18 protein-coding genes are annotated in these 17,001 nt (G+C 70.7%); 10 read left to right on the top strand and 8 right to left on the bottom strand.

All coding sequences use genetic code 11. The annotated features are described in order from the left end of the window. Nucleotides 1-74: 74 nt before the first annotated feature. Nucleotides 75-2,351, top strand: coding sequence for a DPP IV N-terminal domain-containing protein (locus tag OG286_RS37160; protein ID WP_331741371.1), 2,277 nt, complete (start codon nt 75-77; stop codon nt 2,349-2,351). Between the two features lie 282 nt (nt 2,352-2,633). Here the strand turns inward: OG286_RS37160 and OG286_RS37155 are convergent, their stop codons facing one another. From OG286_RS37155 to OG286_RS37145, 3 genes are all read right to left on the bottom strand, one after another. Next, on the bottom strand, nt 2,634-2,807 hold the full coding sequence (locus tag OG286_RS37155; RefSeq protein ID WP_331741369.1) for a CsbD family protein: 174 nt from the start codon (nt 2,805-2,807) through the stop codon (nt 2,634-2,636). Between the two features lie 212 nt (nt 2,808-3,019). Then, nucleotides 3,020-4,063, bottom strand: coding sequence for an SRPBCC family protein (locus OG286_RS37150; RefSeq protein WP_331741368.1), 1,044 nt, complete (start codon nt 4,061-4,063; stop codon nt 3,020-3,022). 3 nt (nt 4,064-4,066) lie between these two features. Beyond that, nucleotides 4,067-4,915, bottom strand: coding sequence for a histone protein (locus tag OG286_RS37145; RefSeq protein ID WP_331741366.1), 849 nt, complete (start codon nt 4,913-4,915; stop codon nt 4,067-4,069). A 543-nt stretch (nt 4,916-5,458) separates the two neighbouring features. Between OG286_RS37145 and OG286_RS37140 the strand changes: the two genes are divergently transcribed. The 8 genes from OG286_RS37140 to OG286_RS37105 all read left to right on the top strand — a co-directional run bounded on the left by OG286_RS37140 (nt 5,459) and on the right by OG286_RS37105 (nt 9,334). Further along, the gene (locus OG286_RS37140) at nt 5,459-5,857 is read left to right on the top strand and encodes a gas vesicle protein (protein ID WP_331741364.1); all 399 of its coding nucleotides are present in this window, start codon (nt 5,459-5,461) and stop codon (nt 5,855-5,857) included. Between the two features lie 72 nt (nt 5,858-5,929). Further along, a complete protein-coding gene (locus OG286_RS37135) occupies nt 5,930-6,370 on the top strand; it encodes a gas vesicle structural protein GvpA (protein ID WP_331741363.1) in 441 nt (146 codons plus the stop codon). A gap of 1 nt (nt 6,371) precedes the next feature. After that, nucleotides 6,372-7,085: a GvpL/GvpF family gas vesicle protein gene (locus tag OG286_RS37130; protein WP_331741361.1), complete on the top strand. Its 714-nt coding sequence runs from the start codon at nt 6,372-6,374 to the stop codon at nt 7,083-7,085. A 12-nt stretch (nt 7,086-7,097) separates the two neighbouring features. After that, nucleotides 7,098-7,349, top strand: coding sequence for a gas vesicle protein GvpG (locus OG286_RS37125; RefSeq protein ID WP_331741358.1), 252 nt, complete (start codon nt 7,098-7,100; stop codon nt 7,347-7,349). Nucleotides 7,350-7,390: 41 nt separating this feature from the next. After that, a complete protein-coding gene (locus OG286_RS37120; protein WP_331741357.1) occupies nt 7,391-7,897 on the top strand; it encodes a gas vesicle protein in 507 nt (168 codons plus the stop codon). Beyond that, nucleotides 7,894-8,694, top strand: a complete 801-nt coding sequence (locus OG286_RS37115; protein ID WP_331741356.1) for a GvpL/GvpF family gas vesicle protein — start codon at nt 7,894-7,896, stop codon at nt 8,692-8,694. The genes OG286_RS37120 and OG286_RS37115 overlap by 4 nt, the downstream gene beginning before the upstream one ends. Further along, complete coding sequence (locus OG286_RS37110; RefSeq protein ID WP_331741353.1) at nt 8,691-8,933, top strand: gas vesicle protein; 243 nt, start codon at nt 8,691-8,693, stop codon at nt 8,931-8,933. The genes OG286_RS37115 and OG286_RS37110 overlap by 4 nt, the downstream gene beginning before the upstream one ends. After that, nucleotides 8,930-9,334 (top strand): gas vesicle protein K, encoded by a 405-nt coding sequence (locus OG286_RS37105; protein ID WP_331741350.1) that lies wholly within the window; start codon nt 8,930-8,932, stop codon nt 9,332-9,334. Before OG286_RS37110 ends, OG286_RS37105 begins: the two co-directional genes overlap by 4 nt. Nucleotides 9,335-9,451: 117 nt before the next feature. Here the strand turns inward: OG286_RS37105 and OG286_RS37100 are convergent, their stop codons facing one another. Continuing rightward, complete coding sequence (locus tag OG286_RS37100; protein ID WP_331741348.1) at nt 9,452-9,619, bottom strand: hypothetical protein; 168 nt, start codon at nt 9,617-9,619, stop codon at nt 9,452-9,454. Between the two features lie 400 nt (nt 9,620-10,019). Here OG286_RS37100 and OG286_RS37095 point away from each other — a divergent pair, with 400 nt between their 5' ends. Next, nucleotides 10,020-11,045, top strand: a complete 1,026-nt coding sequence (locus OG286_RS37095; protein ID WP_331741345.1) for a YihY/virulence factor BrkB family protein — start codon at nt 10,020-10,022, stop codon at nt 11,043-11,045. Between the two features lie 315 nt (nt 11,046-11,360). Here the strand turns inward: OG286_RS37095 and OG286_RS37090 are convergent, their stop codons facing one another. The 4 genes from OG286_RS37090 to OG286_RS37075 all read right to left on the bottom strand — a co-directional run bounded on the left by OG286_RS37090 (nt 11,361) and on the right by OG286_RS37075 (nt 16,941). Then, complete coding sequence (locus OG286_RS37090) at nt 11,361-11,894, bottom strand: hypothetical protein (protein ID WP_331741343.1); 534 nt, start codon at nt 11,892-11,894, stop codon at nt 11,361-11,363. Nucleotides 11,895-12,077: 183 nt separating this feature from the next. After that, on the bottom strand, nt 12,078-13,079 hold the full coding sequence (locus OG286_RS37085) for a PHP domain-containing protein (protein WP_331741340.1): 1,002 nt from the start codon (nt 13,077-13,079) through the stop codon (nt 12,078-12,080). Nucleotides 13,080-13,178: 99 nt separating this feature from the next. Further along, the gene (locus OG286_RS37080; protein ID WP_331741338.1) at nt 13,179-14,933 is read right to left on the bottom strand and encodes a beta-galactosidase family protein; all 1,755 of its coding nucleotides are present in this window, start codon (nt 14,931-14,933) and stop codon (nt 13,179-13,181) included. A gap of 37 nt (nt 14,934-14,970) precedes the next feature. Further along, on the bottom strand, nt 14,971-16,941 hold the full coding sequence (locus tag OG286_RS37075; RefSeq protein WP_396324791.1) for a glycoside hydrolase family 5 protein: 1,971 nt from the start codon (nt 16,939-16,941) through the stop codon (nt 14,971-14,973). Nucleotides 16,942-17,001: the final 60 nt, after the last annotated feature.

Here is a 17,001-nt window from a genome sequence, read left to right as displayed (position 1 = left end):
TCATCACCCCTGCCGTGACGGCACCACCGTGGCATCACCATGCCCACAACCGACACCGAAGAAGGACGAAAAGAATGAGCACCGCTCAGCACTACCAGGCCGCGGAGCAGCTACTCCGCCGACCCGCCCGCCCCGGCGAGCTCGTCGTCGGCGACAAGGTCAGGCCGCAGTGGATCGACGCGGGCGCCCGTTTCTGGTACTCGGTGAGCACGGGAGCCGGCAGGCGGTTCGTGCTGGCCGACCCGGCGGCGGGCACCCGCGAGCCGGCCTTCGACCACGCCCGGCTCGCCGCCGCGCTGGCCGCCGCCTCCGGGCAGCCGGCCGACCCCGAGGCGTTGCCGTTCATGGCCATCGAACTGACCGGGGACGCCGTGGAGTTCGCCGCGTTCGGTGAGTACTGGCGCTGCCGCCTGGACGGCTACTCCTGCGAGCGCGCCGCGTTCACGCCGCCGGGCAGCCCGCTGGAGGTGCCGTCGCCCGACGGGAAGGTCGCGGTGTCGCGGCGGGGCCACGACCTGTGGGCGCGCTCGCTGTCCGACGGCCGCGAGTGGGCGCTCACCACCGACGGCGAGCCCGACCACCAGTACGGCACCGGCCCGGACTGTACGGGCAACGCCACCCTGCTGCGCAAGATCGGCCTGCCGCACCTGCCGCCCGCGGTGGCCTGGTCGCCCGACTCCACGAAGGTGCTGGCGCACCGGACCGACGAGCGCAGTGTCCGGCAGACCCACCTGGTGGAGGCCGGGCCCGCCGACGGCGGCACACCCGTCCTGCACGCCCAGCGCTACGCCCACCCCGGCGACGAGCACGTGCCGCGGGCCGAGCTGGTCGTGCTGGACGTCGCCGAGGGCACGGTGGTCCGCGCGCAGGCCGAGCCGCTGCTCATGCCGCAGATGTCGCCGATCACGACCAGGTGGGCGTGGTGGGCCCCGGACGGATCGGCGGTGTACTACCTCGACCGGCCCCGCGACCTGCGCACGCTCACCCTGCACCGGCTGGACGCGGCCACCGGCGAGGTCACCACCGTGCTGAGCGAGACCGGGGCCACCCGGGTCGAACCCAACCAGTGGATCTACGAGCCGCCGATCGTGCGGGTGCTGGCCGACGAGGTGCTCTGGTACTCGCAGCGCGACGGCTGGGGCCACCTGTACCGGTACGCCCTGCGCACCGGCGCGCTGCTCGGGCAGGTCACCTCCGGGCCGTGGGCCGTGCGGCAGATCCTGCACGTCGACGAGGCCGAGCGGGTGGTGTACCTCACCGCCTCCGGGCTGGTCGACGAGGACCCGTACCGGCGCACGGTGTGCCGGGTCGGTCTGGACGGATCCGGCTTCGCCAAGGTCACCGACGACGAGCTGGACCACGTCGTCACCCTGCCGGACACCATGGAGTACTTCATCGACTCCGCGTCCACGGTCGACACCCCGCCGGTGTCCCGCGTCCGCGACTGGACCGGGCGGGTGCTGGTCGAGCTGGAACACGCCGACATCAGCAAGCTCACCGCCACCGGCTGGACGCCGCCGGAACGGTTCCGCGTCAAGGCCGCCGACGGGTTGACGGACATCTACGGAGTGCTGTACCGGCCGCACGGGTTCGACCCCGCCCGGCGCTACCCGGTGGTGGACAACGTCTACCCCGGCCCGCAGGTCAACCGGGTCGCCCCGTGCTTCGACCCCGGAGGGATGGGGCTCGACGCGGAACCCATCGCGGCACTGGGCTTCGTGGTGGTGGCGCTGGACGGGCGGGGCACCCCCGGGCGGAGCAAGTCCTTCCACGACGCCTCGTACGGCCGCCTGGCCGACGCGGGCTGCCTGGCCGACCACGTCGCGGCGCTGCAGCAGCTGGCCCGGACCCGGCCGTGGATGGACCTGGACCGGGTGGGCGCGTTCGGCCACTCCGGAGGCGGGTTCGCCGCAGCGCGGGCGATGCTGGACTTCCCCGAGGTCTTCAAGGCCGCAGTCGCCCTCTCCGGCTCGCACGACGCCCGCCACTTCAACGCGGGCTTCGTGGAGACCTACGACGGCGCGGACGACCCCGAGGCCTGGGCCCGTACCTCCAACGTGGACCTCGCGGACCGGCTGGCGGGCAAGCTGCTGCTCGTCCACGGCGAAATGGACGACCAAGTCCACCCGCACCACACGCTGCGGCTGGCCGACCGGCTCATCGCCGCCGACAAGGACTTCGAGCTGCTGATCGTGCCCGGGGCCGAGCACACGCTCCTCGACTGCCTGGCCTACGTCCGCAAGCGCTGCTGGGACTTCCTGGTGCGCGAGCTGATGGGCACGCAGCCGCCTGCCTACCGCCCCGCCCCCATCGCCATCGGCCCCGAGCTGCTCGGCGAACTGTTCTCCTGAGCGCGACACCGCGGACGGGGAGCCAGGCCTTGAGGTTCCGTCTTCCGGGTTCCGCCCCGATTGGACTCTCCGTCAAGGTTCAAGGGAGCGGCAAGAACGGACATGACCAGCAGACGGCAACTGCCGGACTGGCTCTCCGGGTCCCGTGTCCGGGCCGGGGTGCGGCCCGGACACGAGGAACGCCGTGGCCGCTCCTGGCAGTTCGCCTGGTGGCCGCACCATGCCTGGGCTCAGGCCGTGGGCTTGTGCCACGGCCTGAGCCCGGTGCGGAGAAAGCACCGGCTAGTGCTTCAGGGCGTCCTTCATCTTCTGGCCGGCCTGGGCTGCGTCACCCTTGACTTGTTCGGCCTTTCCCTTGACGACAAGGCTTTCGTTGCCCACGGCCTTCCCGGTTGCTTCTTTGGCCTTGCCTTTGGCCGTCTCTGCAGTGTGCTTGATCTTCTTTCCCGCGCTCATGCCGTCCTCCTCCGCGGATCACTGATTCAATCCGCGTGTGCCCAGATTTTCATCATTCATTCTGATTTTTGACCCACCTGGCACGGAGCTGAACCCCGAGGGGGCGAACGTCGAACGGCATGAGAGCGGAGGGGCGCGGCCGGGATCGCGCGGTGCAGCCAATACCTGTGCCCGTCGACCGGGGCCGAACCGTCAGCCATGGCGCGCCACACTCACTCCTCGTCCTCTTCGTAGCGCCCCTCGTCGTCCCCGGACTCGCCCTCGTCGGGCTCCTCCTCGTCCTCGTACTCGTACTCCTCGTCGTCGTACTCCTCGTCCTCGGGTTCCTCGTCCTCGGGTTCCCCCTCGTCGTACTCCTCGTCCTCCGGTTCCGCCTCGTCGGCCTGGTCCTCGGCTTCCTCCTCGTCGTACTCATCCGTCTCCTGGTCGTTCTCGGCGGCCTGTTCCTCTTCCATGGCTTCGTCGTGGGTGCGGACGACCTCACCGTCGCGGATCTCGCCGCGCCATCCTTCGGCCTCGTCGTTGGTGAGGGAGACGTGCCTCTGGAAGTTCTTGAAGTCCAAGCGCAAACGTCGGCCCTGGGCGCGCCATATGTTCCCGGTCTTCTCGAACAGGCCCGAGGGGTAGTACTCGACGACCAGGACGATGCGCGTCAGGTTCGGAGTGATCTCGTGGAAGCTCACGGCCCCGCGGGTGCTGCCCTTCGCCCCCGCCGAGGTCCACACGATCCGCTCGTCCGGGATCTGCTCCTGGACCGTCGCCTTGAAGCTTCGCTTCGAGGGCCCGACCTTCACCTTCCAATCGGTGGTCACCTCGTCGCCCTTCGAGACGTCTTGCACGCCCTTGGCGAAGCCACTGAAGTCCTCGTACTGGGTCCAGTGGTCGTACGCGGTCCGTAGTGGCACGCCTACGTCGAGTGTCTCGACGATGTTCATGACCTTCTTGCCGGCTTTACGGCCGGCCTTGCCACCACCGAAGGCCCCTTTGACCTTGTCGACGACGTCGTCCTTGACGCTCTTCGCCTTCTCGCCGAGGAACGCCTTCACCGGTGAGTCGCCCTGCAGAACGCGGGCGCCCACGTTGGGAAGCACCCCCCCGTTCTCCGCGACCTCCCCCAGCTGGTCCGTGACATCGGCGACCTTGTCACCGGCCTTCTCGACCAGGTGCTCCAACTGGGCACCCAGGTAGTGGACGACCTCTTCCTTCAGCCGGTCGACACCCGATTCCTCGGGGGTCCTCTCCTGCGTCCTGGCCATGACCTACCTCCGCCGGGTGGACCGTGTGGAGGATTTGGCGGCGGTCTTCTTCGCCGCTGCCTTCTTCGCGGGCGCCGCCGCTTTCTTGCCCGGGGCCGCCGCCGCTTTCTTGCTCGGAGCCCTGGCAGCGGCAGTCTTCGACGGAGTGGAGCGGGTGGACGACCGCTTGGCGGGCGTTGTCGTCTTCGCGGTGGCCTTCTTTGCGGCCGGAGCGGTCTTCTTCGCCGGGCCGGCAGCCTTCTTTGCGGGCTTGCGCGCAGCCGAGGACTTCGATTCGGCCTTGGGTGCCGCCCGCGAGGAGCGCGGGCTCGGCCGCTCATCGGCCTCAGCGGCAGCTCGCCGGCGCCGGGGGGCGCGCTCGCGGCGCGGTGTTTCCTCGGCCTCGGCTTCGCCGTTCCCGGCGGCGTCACCCTCCGCTTCCTCCGGCTCCTCCTCCGGCTCTTCCTCTTCTTCGTCGTACGGCTCTTCCTCCTCGGATTCCTCCTCGTACGGCTCTTCCTCCTCCGGCTCCTCCTCCGGCTCCTCCTTCGCCTCCTTGGGCTTGCCCACGCTCAGGGCTCGCTCCCGGAGGGAGTCCGCGAACTCCCCGATCTGGCGGTCCGCCGCAGCGGCCACCGCACGTTTGCCGGCCTCGAGAAGTTCTCCGCGGACCTGCTCGTTCAACTCGGCCACCTGCGGCATCTCGTTGAGTCTCCGCAGCCCCTCGGTGGCGAGCTGGCGCGGATCCAGTCCGAACCTCCGGCCCGCGAGGTACGTCGCGGCGGCGAATGCGAGCCGCCCCTTCTTCGCGCGGCCCAGCACGTACCCGCCGGCGACCGCAGCCGCCAGAGCCACTTTGGTGGTGTCCTTCATGGGTCTTCCTTTCCGGCACCCGTCCTGACTACGTGGACCGGCACGACGCGGAGGCATGCTCTGCACGCAGCGCCGCCCGCGAAATCACTGGCGCTCCCGCGGCAGCCGGCACCGAGCACACGACACGGGAGCGCCCTTCGACGCCTGCCGCGACCGCCCTCGGCAGAGCCGAGAGGGAGGCTTCGACTGTCGCGCGCGGCACATTCCGGTTGTCGCTACCCGGCATGCAGCGGCCCACCTACGACCGAGAGCCCCGGCCCGATGTCCGTACCAGCACTCCATACCACCAGTCTGGTCAGACACGCGGCCGCGCGCCACGTGGGCACCGACCCACCCGAAGGTGATACCGACTTCCACACACCACCGTTCCGCAGCGACTCGCGACCTCAACGGACATACAGCCGCCCCGAGTTCTGGACACGAGATGCTGCCCCGTCAACCGAGGTCGCCTACTGCCGATCCCGAGGAAGAAGGCCGTATATCATGAGATAAGCCGTGTATGCATGTAAACCGGCGCGTTACCTCCGATCCTGGCGAGGAAACATGGCCCCAGAGAAGAGAGAGGACGGCGTCAGGCCCCGAAGGCCCGCCCACGCAGATCCGCCCTCTGCTCGCGCCGGCACCACTGGAACCCGCCGGGCGGCGGGCGAGGATGGTGTGGCGAGACGACGTCCTCGACGACGTGTCTCGGCTCCGCAGGCCATGCGCTACGCCGCCGAGCAGCTCGCGGAACTCCTGGGACGCGCACCCGAGTCGGTCTCGGCCCTCAAGCCCGCCGGCGAGGGATGGCAAGCCGATGTGGAGGTGGTGGAACTGGAACGCATCCCCGAGACGACCAGCGTGATGGCCAGCTACCGGGTGTCGCTCGACGAGGAGGGCGAACTGGTGGCGTACGAGCGGATCCGCCGCTACACCCGCGGACAGATCGACCGCCCCACCTGAGACCCCGGCGCCACGACGAAGCGGAACCAACCGCTCTCCCACCGTGACGGCGGGCCGACGAAGGGAGGCACCGTGACTGTGGTGCCGCAAAGCACAGCCAGCGTTTCCCGGAGCGGGAACACCGGGAACCTCTACGACATCCTCGAACTGATCCTGGACCGCGGTCTGGTCATCGACGTCTTCATCCGGGTGTCCCTGGTCGGCATCGAGATCCTCAAGATCGACATCCGTATCGTCGTGGCCAGCGTGGACACCTACCTCCGGTTCGCCGAGGCATGCAACCGTCTGGACCTGGAATCCGGACGCAAGGCGCCGGCACAGCTCACCGACATCGTCGGAGAAGTGACCGAGGGCGGAGCACGAGGCAAGAGCAAGGGGGCGCTCACCGGCGCCGTCGAAGCCGTCACCGACTCCCTCCACCTGGGACGCGACAACGACGACGAGGACGAGAAGGAGCCCGAGCCGAAACGAGCACGGCCCACCCGCCGGCCCACCAGGCGACGGGAGGAATGACGTGGCCGTCTACGTCTACTCCATCACCGCTGCCACGCACCCCCGTGGTCTCGACGGCCTGGCCGGAGTGGGGGAAGCCCCGGCGGAGCTACGTACCGTGTGCTCCGGATCACTGTGTGCGGTCGTCAGTGACGCCCCCGAAGACCTGCGGCCCAAACGACGCGACCTCATGGCGCACCAAACCGTCCAGGAGCGCCTCATGAGCGGCGGCACCGTTCTCCCGCTGCGCTTCGGCTTCACCGCGCCCGACGACGACGCCGTACGCACCGTCCTCGAGGAGCGCCGGGAAGAGTACACGCAGCGCCTGACGGCACTGGCGGGATGCTCCGAGTACCACCTCAAGGCGGCCATCGACGAGGACGTCCTGTTGCGCCAGATCCTCCAGGAGTCACCGGAGGCCCGGCACCTCAACGACGCCATCAGAGCCGGCGACACCAGCCCGGACCTCCCGCTGGCACTCGGCGAACTCGTCGCCCAGGAAGTCCTGGCCCGCCATCAGGCCCTGGCCACGGGAATCATCGAGGCGCTGCACCCCCACAGCCGGCAGGAACGGGCTTCCGAGCCGACCGGGAAGGACTTCCTGAACATCTCCTTCCTCGTGGACGACGAACACCGGGAACGGTTTCTCGCCGCGGAGAAGGGCCTCAGCCACGAGCTCGGCCAGGAGTTCGACTTCCGGCTGTACGGCCCGCTGCCCGCTTACAGCTTCGTCTAGAGGAGGCACCCCGTGGGCCTGCTCACCCAGATCATCACCCTCCCGCTCGCGCCCGTGCGCGGCACCGTGTGGGTTCTGGAACGCGTGGTGGAGGCCGCGGAGGACGAGTACTACGACCCCGCACCCGTCGAACAGGAACTCGCCGCGCTCGAGAGAGACCTCCTGGCGGGACACATCGACGAGGAGACCTTCGACCGCCGTGAGGACGAACTCCTCGACCGCCTCGACGAGATCAGAGCCCACCGGCAACGCAACGACATCTGACCCCACACCGCACGCACCCGTCAGCGAAACGAGGTCGAGCCGTGACAGAACCCCTTGCCAACCGCCTCGGCTCCCTCCCCTCCAGGTCCGCGCCGCCCTACGGCCAGTCCTCCGCCAATCTCGCCGACATCCTGGAACGCGTCCTCGACAAGGGCATCGTCATCGCCGGCGACATCCAGATCAACCTCCTCGACATCGAACTTCTCACCATCAAGCTGCGCCTGCTGATCGCGTCGGTGGACAAGGCGAAGGAGATGGGCATCGACTGGTGGGAGCACGACCCCTCCCTGTCCTCCCGAGCGAGCAGCGGCCCCTCCCTGGAGGAGGAGAACGAACTCCTGCGCGAGCAGATCGAGGAGAACCGGCGACTGCGCGAGCAGATCGAGGAGAACCGGCGACTGCGCGAGCAGATCAGCGCATTGCGCGCCGACCCCGCTGCGCTGCCGCCGACCGAGACCCTTGACGACGAGCCCGCGGCCCCCCGCCGTCCACCCCGCCCGAAGCGATCGGAGCCCGGGACCCGAGCCGCCACGCGGGGTGAAGCATGACCTCCGGGTCGCTCGCCTACACCTACGCCGTGGCACGGCAGGCGGCCGGCCTGCACCAGACCGTGGACGGCCTCTCCGGAGTCGTCGGCGCGTCGGTTCACCTTGTGGGCTCCAGCCGCAGCGGGGAGGTCGTGGCCGCCGTGAGCCCCGTACCGAGGGAGGACTTCGACGAGGCCGCGCTCCCCGGTCACCTCGAGGACCTCCGATGGCTCGAGAGACTCGCCCGCTCCCACCACGGTGTGGTCGAGGCCGTTGCCGCGTGCACCACCGTCCTTCCCCTGCGCCTGGCAACGGTGTACCTCGACGACGATCGGGTACGGACCATGCTCGATGACCGGCTGGGTGCGTTCCGCGACCAGCTGTCCCGCCTGTCCCAGCACGTGGAATGGGGCGTCAAGCTGTACGTCGATGCCCCGGCCGCTCCGCAGACCCCGCCCACGCAAGCGCCGGACCTCAGCCCCGGACGTGCGTACCTGCACCGGCGCCGGGCCGAACAGGAGTCGCAGCACGACGCCTTCCGCGCCGCCGGTCGAGCCGCCGAGCGGATCGAGGCAGCAGCCCGTGCTCATGCGGCGGACCGCGTCCGGCACCGCGTCCAGGAAGGCGAGCTGGCGGTCGAATCAGGCGTGAACGTCCTGAACGACGCCTATCTCCTCCCGCTGGACCACGCCGACGCCTTCCGGGCCGACGTACTGCACTCGACGGACTCCCTGCCCGGCGTGCGCGTCGTCGTCACCGGCCCATGGGCCCCCTACTCCTTCGCCGCCCCCGGTCCGGCGGAAGAGAGCACGCCATGAACGCGCCCGCCGGCAGGCCGTCCAGCTCGCACGCGGCCGTGCCGCCGCGCCAGGCCGCCCTCATCGACCTGCTGGACCGGCTACTCAGCGGAGGCGTGGTCCTCACCGGCGACCTCGTCCTGTCCATCGCGGACATCGACCTCGTGCGGGTCTCCCTGCGCGCACTCATCGTCTCCGTCGGCGGACAGACCCCCTCCCCCTTCACGATCAGCACCCCGCCGCAGCGGGAACAGCCATGACCGGCGACGCCCGTCGGCCGCCCAGCCGGTACGACGAAGTCGCCGAAGCAGCCGCCCGCGCCTTCCGTCTTCTGCCCGAGACGTCCTACGGTCCGCCCCCAGCCCCCGGCACGGCACCGGGGCGGGCGCACAGGATCTCCACCAATCCGGAAACGGTCGAACGGGACCTGATGAAGCTGGTCCTCACCGTCGTCGAACTACTGCGCCAGCTCATGGAACGCCAGGCCGTCCACCGCGTCGAGGTCGGAGATCTCAGCGAGGAGCAGGAAGAGACGCTCGGAGCGACGCTGATGGCTCTCCACGACCGCATGAGCGAGCTCTGTGCCCGTTACGGCCTGACCATGCAGGATCTCAACCTGGATCTCGGCCCTCTGGGGAGTCTGCTGCCGCCCTCCGACTAGAAGGCGGATCCGAGCCACGACAGGCCCGGCCCGCAGCCGCCCCATGAGACGTGCCGGCCACCCGGGTTCGAGAGGGGGTCGGCAGGGCGGGTGGCCGCACAGCCCTCGGCCGAGTGGTCACGGGGCCCGCGTGTCGGCCGCCGGCGGCTCGCCGTCCTTGTCGTCGTCATCGGCCTTGGCCCGGACGTCCGCCGGCGTGGGCGCGGTGATGTTCCGCTGCTCTGCGGACCGCTCCCGCGTCTCGTCGTCGACCTGCGGGGTGTCGTTCTCCTCCGGAGTGCTCACGGCAGTCGTCCTCTCATCAGGTTCGGAGGCCGGGACCGCGCTCGCGCACGGGTTCCCGGCCCGAGGGGCCGGCACATCGGGGCGCCGGTTCTGCGCCGCGTAGCCGCCCGGGCAGTCCGGGCAAGCACCTGACCCGGCCGGCGATGTCCGTGCCGGGTGAACAGGTCCGCGGTGTCGGTCGGGCCGAGCGATCGCCTGCCCCGGGGCGAGGCCACCGCCAGGACCAGGTTCTTACCGGTGCCCCCGGCCGGCAACCGCACCTCGCGCTCAGGGCGGGCAGCCGCGGAGAGAACACCTGCTTCAGGGCGTGTCCAGGGCGGTGAGCGGCCCGATTCCCGGGCACACGCTCCACCAGAGGCCGCAAACCGGGACGGAGCCGTCGGGTAAGGGAGCCGTGACAATGAATATCGTCGAACGGGCGCTGCGGGCAGCCGACCGTGCCCAGCAGCACCGCACACCGCCAGGGGTGGTGGTCGGCGTGGTCAAGAAGTACGGCGACGACCGCGGCGGCCTGCTCGCCGCGCTGATCACCTACTACGGGTTCGTCGCACTGATCCCGCTCCTGCTCATACTCTCCACCGTGCTGGGGTTCGTCCTGCACGGCCACCCCGGCACGCAGAGGGCCGTGGTCGACTCCGCGCTCGCCGACTTCCCGATCATCGGCGATCAACTGCGCCAGAACGTCCACTCCGTGCAGGGCAGCGGACTCGCGCTGACCGTCGGCGTGCTCGGCCTGCTGTACGGGGCACTGGGCATCGCCCAGGTCCTCCAGCACGCCATGGCCGAGGTCTGGAACATCCCCGGCAGACAGCGCCCGGGCTACTGGCCGCGCCTGGCCCGCAGCCTGCTGCTCTTCACCACCCTGACCCTCGGTCTGCTGCTGGCCACCGCCGCGGCCACCCTGATCGGCACCACCCTGGCCGGACTGCCCGCTCGGATCGGCGCGCTGGTGCTGTCCGCCCTGGTCAACACCGCCCTGTGCCTGGGCTGCTTCCGCGTGCTCACGCCCGCCCAGGTCCCCACCCGGGCGCTGGTGCCCGGCTGCGCGGTCGCCGGACCGCTGTTCACCGTCCTGCAGGCGTTCGGCGCCGTCCTGGTCACCCACGAGCTGCGCCACGCCAGCGCGGTGTACGGGTTCTTCGCGACCGTGATCGGTTTGCTGTCCTGGCTGTACCTGGCCGCGCAGATCACCCTGTTCGCAGCGGAGACCAATGTGGTGCTGCACCGCCGGCTGTGGCCGCGCAGCCTGCTGCAACCGCCGCTGACCGGGGCCGACGAGGAGGTCCTGGAAGCGGTCGCCCGGCAGGAGGAGCGCCGGCCCGAGCAGCATGTCGACGTCGTCTTCACCGACGAGCCCGAGGACACCACCCGAACGGCCCGCCACGATCCCCCCGGCACGGACGACGGCGCGACGCCGAACCGGTGATCTGCCCGCCACCGACTGCCCGGCCATGCCCTCCGCGCGGACGCCCGGCGCGCCAGCCGACGGCCCCGGTCGGCGGCGCGGAACCCGCGAAGCCGTGACCCGCCGGTGGACCCGAGGGGTCACGGCACGAGGAGATGGCCGCCTTCCAGGCCGTGGGCTACGCCCTGGGCCAGTGACCCGGGCCCGCCTGCGGCAGGCGGTGAGCACCGCCCCGGTCTCACACAGCCGCCTTCCGGCGAATCCCCGCAACGCCCTGCCCAGCACCGGGCGCCGCGTCTGAAGGAGATGGGGGCCTGGGTCACGCACAGGTTCTGCTCACAGAGCGGCGCCGGCGCTCGGCCGTCCCCCGCCGTCCCCGGGGGCGAGGACCGCCGCGCTCACCGCGCGGTGCCACCCGTTCAGCAGGCGGGCCTGGTCGGCGGCCCGCCCGACCAGGCGGTCCAGCTCCGCCTGGTCGAGGCGCGAGTCGGTGTCGGCGATGGCGCGCAGCGCGCGCCACAGCGCGGCCTTGCCCTCGACGCCGGTGCGCAGCGTTTCCAGTTCGATCAGGTCGCTGAGCGGCGAGCGGCGCACGAGGGTTCCGTTGGGCTTGAGGCGGCCGAGGCGTTCACCGGCGAGGCCGAGCCATGTCCGGTAGTGCCGTACGGGCACCCCGAGTCGGTTCATGATCCGGACGAGGTCGTCGCGGTCCTCTTCGATGTCACGCGCCAGGCGGCGCAGGTCGGTCGCGCGAGGGCTGTCGCGGTGGGTGCGGGCCATCCGGTCGGCGAGCGCCGCACCGCCGAACGCGCCGGTCAAGTGGTCGTTCAGGTAGATGTGGAGCGGCTCGGCCAAGGGTTGGGGAGACATCGCGGATCCTCCCGGTGAGGAGACCGGCTGGGAGTGGCCGGGCAAGGGAACCTCGGCGGTCCCCGTCCTGGTAGCGGGGTTGTCCGGCCATTCCATCCTGCCCCGGGCCGCGACACCCCGCTCCTCGGCTGCCGGCCCCGGGCGGCCCACCGTCCGGACTCGTCCTGACAACCGCGGTCAGCGTCAGGCGCCGGACCGGGCGGTCCAGCACAGCAGCCGGTCCAGCGCCCAGGTCGTCACCAGCCGGTCCGGCCCCAGGCCCAGGCGCGCCGCCCGGGCATAGCCGGAGCCCTGCCAGTGCAACTGGCGCGGCGTGTGTGCGTCCGTATCCACCGCGAACAGACAGCCTGCCTCCGCCGCCAGCAGCAACAGGTCGTCGGGTGGGTCGCGCCGCTCCGGCAGGCAGTTGATCTCCACGGCCGTACCGGCCTCGGCACAGGCCCGGAACACCGCGTCGGCGTCGAACCGCGACTGCGGCCGGCCCCGGCCGGTGACCAGCCGCCCGGTGCAGTGCCCCAGCACGTCGACGCACGGGTTGCGGACGGCCGCCACCATCCGGGCGGTCATCGGCCCCGGCTCCGCGCGCAGCTTCGAGTGCACCGAGGCCACGACCAGGTCCAGGCGGCCGAGGAGTTCCGGCTCCTGGTCGAGCGAGCCGTCCTCCAGAATGTCGCATTCGATCCCGGACAGGAGTCGAAAGGGCGCGCTGCGGCTGTTGACGGCTGCCACCGCCTCCAGTTGGAGCCGCAGCCGCTCCGGGCTGAGACCGTGGGCGATGGTGAGCCGGGGCGAGTGGTCGGTGAGCACGGCCCACCGGTGCCCGAGCGAGCGAGCCGCCGCCGCCATCTCCCCGATCGAACTACCGCCGTCGGACCAGTCGGAGTGCATGTGGCAGTCCCCGGTACTCGCGGCCACCAGATCCCAGCCGGCCCGGGCGGCCGACCCGGCGTCGGCCTCCAGTCGGGCCAGGTAGGGCGGCGTCCCGCCCGCGGATGCCTGGGCGATCACCTCCGCGGTGACCGGGCCGACCCCGCGCAGCCGCCGTACCGACACCGCGTCCACCGGACCGGCGGGCAGTTCGCGGGCCGCGTCGGCCGCCGTGTGGAAGGCCCGGATCCGGTACGGGGACGCCCCGCGCCATTCGAGGAGGAACGCGATCCGCCGCAGTGCTTCGACCGGATCCATGCCACCAGTTTCGTCCGAGGCTCCGCCGGGCCGCCACCAGGGTTCCTCCCCGGTTCTGCGGAGAACGGTGATCCTGGTGCGGAGACCCTGATACCGGCGTCAGTCCTCGTTCGGGCCCAGGTCGGGCGTGCCGCGCAGTTCGACCGTGCGGGTGGTGGAGCCGTGCAGTTCGAGCACGGTGATCTCGTTCCGGCCGGCCTTCAGGACCGGTGCGGGGACGTGGAGCGTGCTCTGCGGGCCCCGGGACCAGTACCGGCCGAGTGCGAAGCCGTTGATCCAGACGTGGCCCTTGGTCCAGCCGTCCAGGGAGACGAAGCCGTCGGCCGGCCGGTCGATGTCCAGGTGTCCGCGGTGGAAGGCGGGGCCGACCGGGGGCGCGGCGGGCTCGAAGGCGACGAAGGACAGTCCGCCCAGCTCGTCGAGCGGCAGCGGCCGGCTGCCCCAGCCCTCCGGGGCCCGCCCGTTGACGGTGACCTCGCCGAGCAGCCCCTTGCGGTCGTGCACGCCCTGCCCGTAGTTGACCCGGCCCTGGTTCTCCACCAGGACGGCCAGCTGCGCGCCGCGCCGGGGGACGTGGAAGGAGAGGGTGTGCTCGTGGTTCTCGCGTTCCAGGACGCCGACCGGCTGGCCGTCGACGAAGACCTGGGCGCGGTCCCGTACCTCGGCGATGCGCAGGGTGGCCGGTCCGGCCGCCGGGAGCGGCGTCTCGTACAGGACGAAGCCGAAGGACTCGCCGAGCTGTTCCATGGTCTGCGGCCGGTCGGCGTGCACCGCGCTGCCGAGCCGCTCGCGCTGGTCCAGGAGGCCTGCGAAGGCGGTGAGTTCGGCGACGGCCGGGGCGAGCTTGGGGGCGGGGTCCGGTACCGGCTCCTCGGGGACGGGCCCGTACCTGGCGATGACCTCGCGGAAGGCGGCGTACTTGGGGGTGGGGTCACCGGCCTCGTCCAGCGGTGCGTCGTAGTCGTAGGAGGTGACGGTGGGACGGTAGGTGCCCTTGTCGTTGGCGCCGTTGGTGAAGCCGAAGTTGGTGCCGCCGTGGAACATGTAGATGTTGACGGAGGCTCCGGCCGCGAGCAGCCGGTCGAGGTCCGCCGCCGCATCGGCGGCGCTGCGGGTGACATGGGTGCCGCCCCAGCGGTCGAACCAGCCGATCCAGAACTCGCTGCACATCAGCGGGCCGGAGGGCTGCCGCGTGCGCAGTTCGGCGAGCCCGGCGTCCACCCTGCTGCCGAGGTTGACGGTGCGCAGGACCCCGTCGAGGCCGCCGCGCGCCAGGTCGGTGGGCTGGTCGCAGGTGAACAGCGGCACGTCGACGCCGTGCCGGTGCAAGAGCGCCGCCAGGTCCTCCAGGTAGCCGGAGTCGTCGCCGTACGCGCCGTACTCGTTCTCCAGCTGGACGGCGAGGATCGGGCCGCCGCGGGTGGAGAGGTGGCGCAGGACGGGTGGCAGGAGCGCGGCGAGGTAGTCGTCGACGGCCTTCAGGTAGCGCGGGTCGCGGCTGCGCAGTTCGATGTTCTCGTCGGCGAGCAGCCAGGCGGGCAGGCCCCCGCCCTCCCACTCGGCGCAGATGTACGGGCCTGGGCGGAGCAGGACGTGCAGGCCCTCGGCGGCCGCGAGGTCGAGGAAGCGGGGCAGGTCGAGACCTGCGTCCAGCCGGAACTCACCCGGGTGGGGCGCGTGGAGGTTCCACGGGACGTAGGTCTCGACCGTGTTGAGCCCCATCAGCCGTGCCTTGCGGAGCCGGTCGGCCCACTGTTCCGGGTGGACGCGGAAGTAGTGCAGTCCGCCGGAGATGATGCGCAGCGGTCGGTCGTCGAGACGGAAGCCGTCTTCGGCGATCTCCATTCGTGGCATGGCTGTGGTGCTCCTTGCTGGAGAGGCGGTGGTCGGGTCAGCTCAGCGGTCGGCAGAGCAGGGCGTCGGGGACTCCGCCGTGGTTCCACTTCCAGGTGAAGGCGACGCCGGCGAGGTACTCGTTGTCGGCGCACTGGCCCTTGTAGTAGCCGGGTGCCCAGTCACTGGCGGTGGAGCCGCCCGAGGTGGGCCGGTTGTCGCCGTGGTCGAACCAGACGTTGCGGCCGTTCAGCGGCAACGGCGCGGCCGACGGCGCGCAGAGGAGACCGGCCATGGAGCCGCCGCTGACGCTGTAGCCGACGGCGAAGGTGTTGTCGGGGCACTGGAGCTTGTTGTAGCCCCCGGCCCAGTCACCGTGGGTGACGTAGCGTTCGTCGGTGACGGTCACCCAGGCGCCGGTTCCCCCAGCGGGTTGGCCGGCGTCGGTGCACAGGCCTCGGCTGTCGCTGCGGCCGAGGCCGATCAGGCGCTCGGCGTCGGGGCAGTTGCCCTTGCGGTTGCCGTTGGACCAGTCGGGCTGGGCGAGCATACGGCGTGAGACGTTCTGGTCGCCGAAGTCGAGGTCGAGCATGTTCCAGTGGTTGACCTGGGCGACCTGGCCGGTCTTGCCGGGGGCGTTGACCAGCTTGTTCCAGTCGGTGGCACGCCAGTCGCCGGAGTCGTTGACGCTGACCTTCTTACCGGTGGCGTCGTAGTTGACCAACGCCCAGTTGTCGTTCGGCTTACCGGTCGCGTCCATCCAGCCGACCAGCGGCCACTGGGCGAAGTCCGAGTCGTTCTTCACCAGGATGTCGGTGAACCGCTTGAACCAGTCCCTCTCCAGGGAGTTGTCCGAGCCGCGACCGCCGGCACCGAACTCGCTGATCCACACGGGCGCGGTGAAGTGCTGCCCCTCCTGGGTGACGAACAGGGCCTGGTCGTTGACGACCTGGATGAGCTGTTCGGGCGTGAGGTCCTGGTAGCGGGGGTCGTTGGTCTCCCCGTTCTGCCAGCCGCCGCTCGCGCCGGTGTGGTTCGGGCCGGTGTAGGCGTAGAAGTGCGCGGAGTAGACCAGCTTGCCGGAGTTGATCAGGGTGTTGGAGAGGTTGCGGACGGGGGTGAGCATCGGCCGGCCGTGGCTGAACATGCCCTGGGGGATGCCCTGCCAGTTGATGCCCTCCATGATGATCAGTATGTCGGGATCGGCCTGGGTGATCGCGTTGCCGGCCTCCTGGAAGGCCCTGTACAGGTCGTGGCCGTCGCCCGTGCCCCAGTTCGGGTCGTCCCAGGTGTCGCGGCGGACCTCGTTGCGCAGGTCGGCGCCGACCACCCGCTTGTTGCTCTTGTAGCGGTTGACCAGGAACACCCAATCGTCGATCCACGCTTGCGTGGACTGGCCGCTGTTCCACCGCTCGTTGCCGTCCAGGGAGCAGCAGAACCGGTAGCTGGTGGTGTGGTTGTTGAGGATGACCGCGAAGCCGTCGGCGGTCAGCGCGGCGACCACCGCGTCGAACACCTGCAGCGGTGTCCTGCCCTTCAGCTGCGGGTTGGCCGCGACCGCGGAGTCCGGAAGCACGGTCGTGTCGTGGATCATCGCGTTGGCGAACGGCAGCCGGATGCTGTTGATCCCCAGTGCATGGAAGTCCGCCATGATCTGGGCGATCGGCGTGCGGTCCAGGCCGAGCGGGATGTTGTTCGACTTCTGGTCCGCCTGGTGGTTCGTCACGTCGTTGACGTCGCCGCTGCCCTCGTACGTACCCTGTGCGCCGGCCCAGTTGCCCGACTTGAGCTTGAAGCGGTCGCCGTTGGCGTCGACGACGTACCGCCCGCGGGTGCTGAGCGGCCCCGTCCACGAGGCCGCCGGCTCCGGCCCGGTCATCGGCGCCGTGGTGACGGTGGTGGCGGCGCCGAGGGGCGCCGCGGCGGACGCGGTCGTTCCGCCGAGGACGAGGGTCACCGCGACGGCCGCGGCCGGCAGGGTTCGGGCGAAGGAGCTTCGGACGATGGGAGGTGAACTGTCTGATCTCATGGTTTCCCCTCCAGGGGTGGGGTGGGGCTTCGGGTCTTCGGGCGGTGCGGCCCGGACCGG

The sequence above is a fragment of the Kitasatospora sp. NBC_00039 genome (genome assembly GCF_045160625.1).
In the GTDB taxonomy this organism is placed as follows: Bacteria; Actinomycetota; Actinomycetes; order Streptomycetales; family Streptomycetaceae; genus Kitasatospora.
Note: the sequence above shows the minus strand (reverse complement) of the source record. Positions and strands in the feature narration are given on the sequence as shown.

Bases quoted from the DNA above. Each gene is read 5' to 3' on its own strand.
- OG286_RS37160 (WP_331741371.1), top strand. From the start codon at position 75: ATGAGCACCGCTCAGCACTACCAGGCCGCGGAGCAGCTACTCCGCCGA.
- OG286_RS37155 (WP_331741369.1), bottom strand. From the start codon at position 2,807: ATGAGCGCGGGAAAGAAGATCAAGCACACTGCAGAGACGGCCAAAGGC.
- OG286_RS37150 (WP_331741368.1), bottom strand. From the start codon at position 4,063: ATGGCCAGGACGCAGGAGAGGACCCCCGAGGAATCGGGTGTCGACCGG.
- OG286_RS37145 (WP_331741366.1), bottom strand. From the start codon at position 4,915: ATGAAGGACACCACCAAAGTGGCTCTGGCGGCTGCGGTCGCCGGCGGG.
- OG286_RS37140 (WP_331741364.1), top strand. From the start codon at position 5,459: ATGGCCCCAGAGAAGAGAGAGGACGGCGTCAGGCCCCGAAGGCCCGCC.
- OG286_RS37115 (WP_331741356.1), top strand. From the start codon at position 7,894: ATGACCTCCGGGTCGCTCGCCTACACCTACGCCGTGGCACGGCAGGCG.
- OG286_RS37110 (WP_331741353.1), top strand. From the start codon at position 8,691: ATGAACGCGCCCGCCGGCAGGCCGTCCAGCTCGCACGCGGCCGTGCCG.
- OG286_RS37105 (WP_331741350.1), top strand. From the start codon at position 8,930: ATGACCGGCGACGCCCGTCGGCCGCCCAGCCGGTACGACGAAGTCGCC.
- OG286_RS37095 (WP_331741345.1), top strand. From the start codon at position 10,020: ATGAATATCGTCGAACGGGCGCTGCGGGCAGCCGACCGTGCCCAGCAG.
- OG286_RS37090 (WP_331741343.1), bottom strand. From the start codon at position 11,894: ATGTCTCCCCAACCCTTGGCCGAGCCGCTCCACATCTACCTGAACGAC.
- OG286_RS37085 (WP_331741340.1), bottom strand. From the start codon at position 13,079: ATGGATCCGGTCGAAGCACTGCGGCGGATCGCGTTCCTCCTCGAATGG.
- OG286_RS37080 (WP_331741338.1), bottom strand. From the start codon at position 14,933: ATGCCACGAATGGAGATCGCCGAAGACGGCTTCCGTCTCGACGACCGA.
- OG286_RS37075 (WP_396324791.1), bottom strand. From the start codon at position 16,941: ATGAGATCAGACAGTTCACCTCCCATCGTCCGAAGCTCCTTCGCCCGA.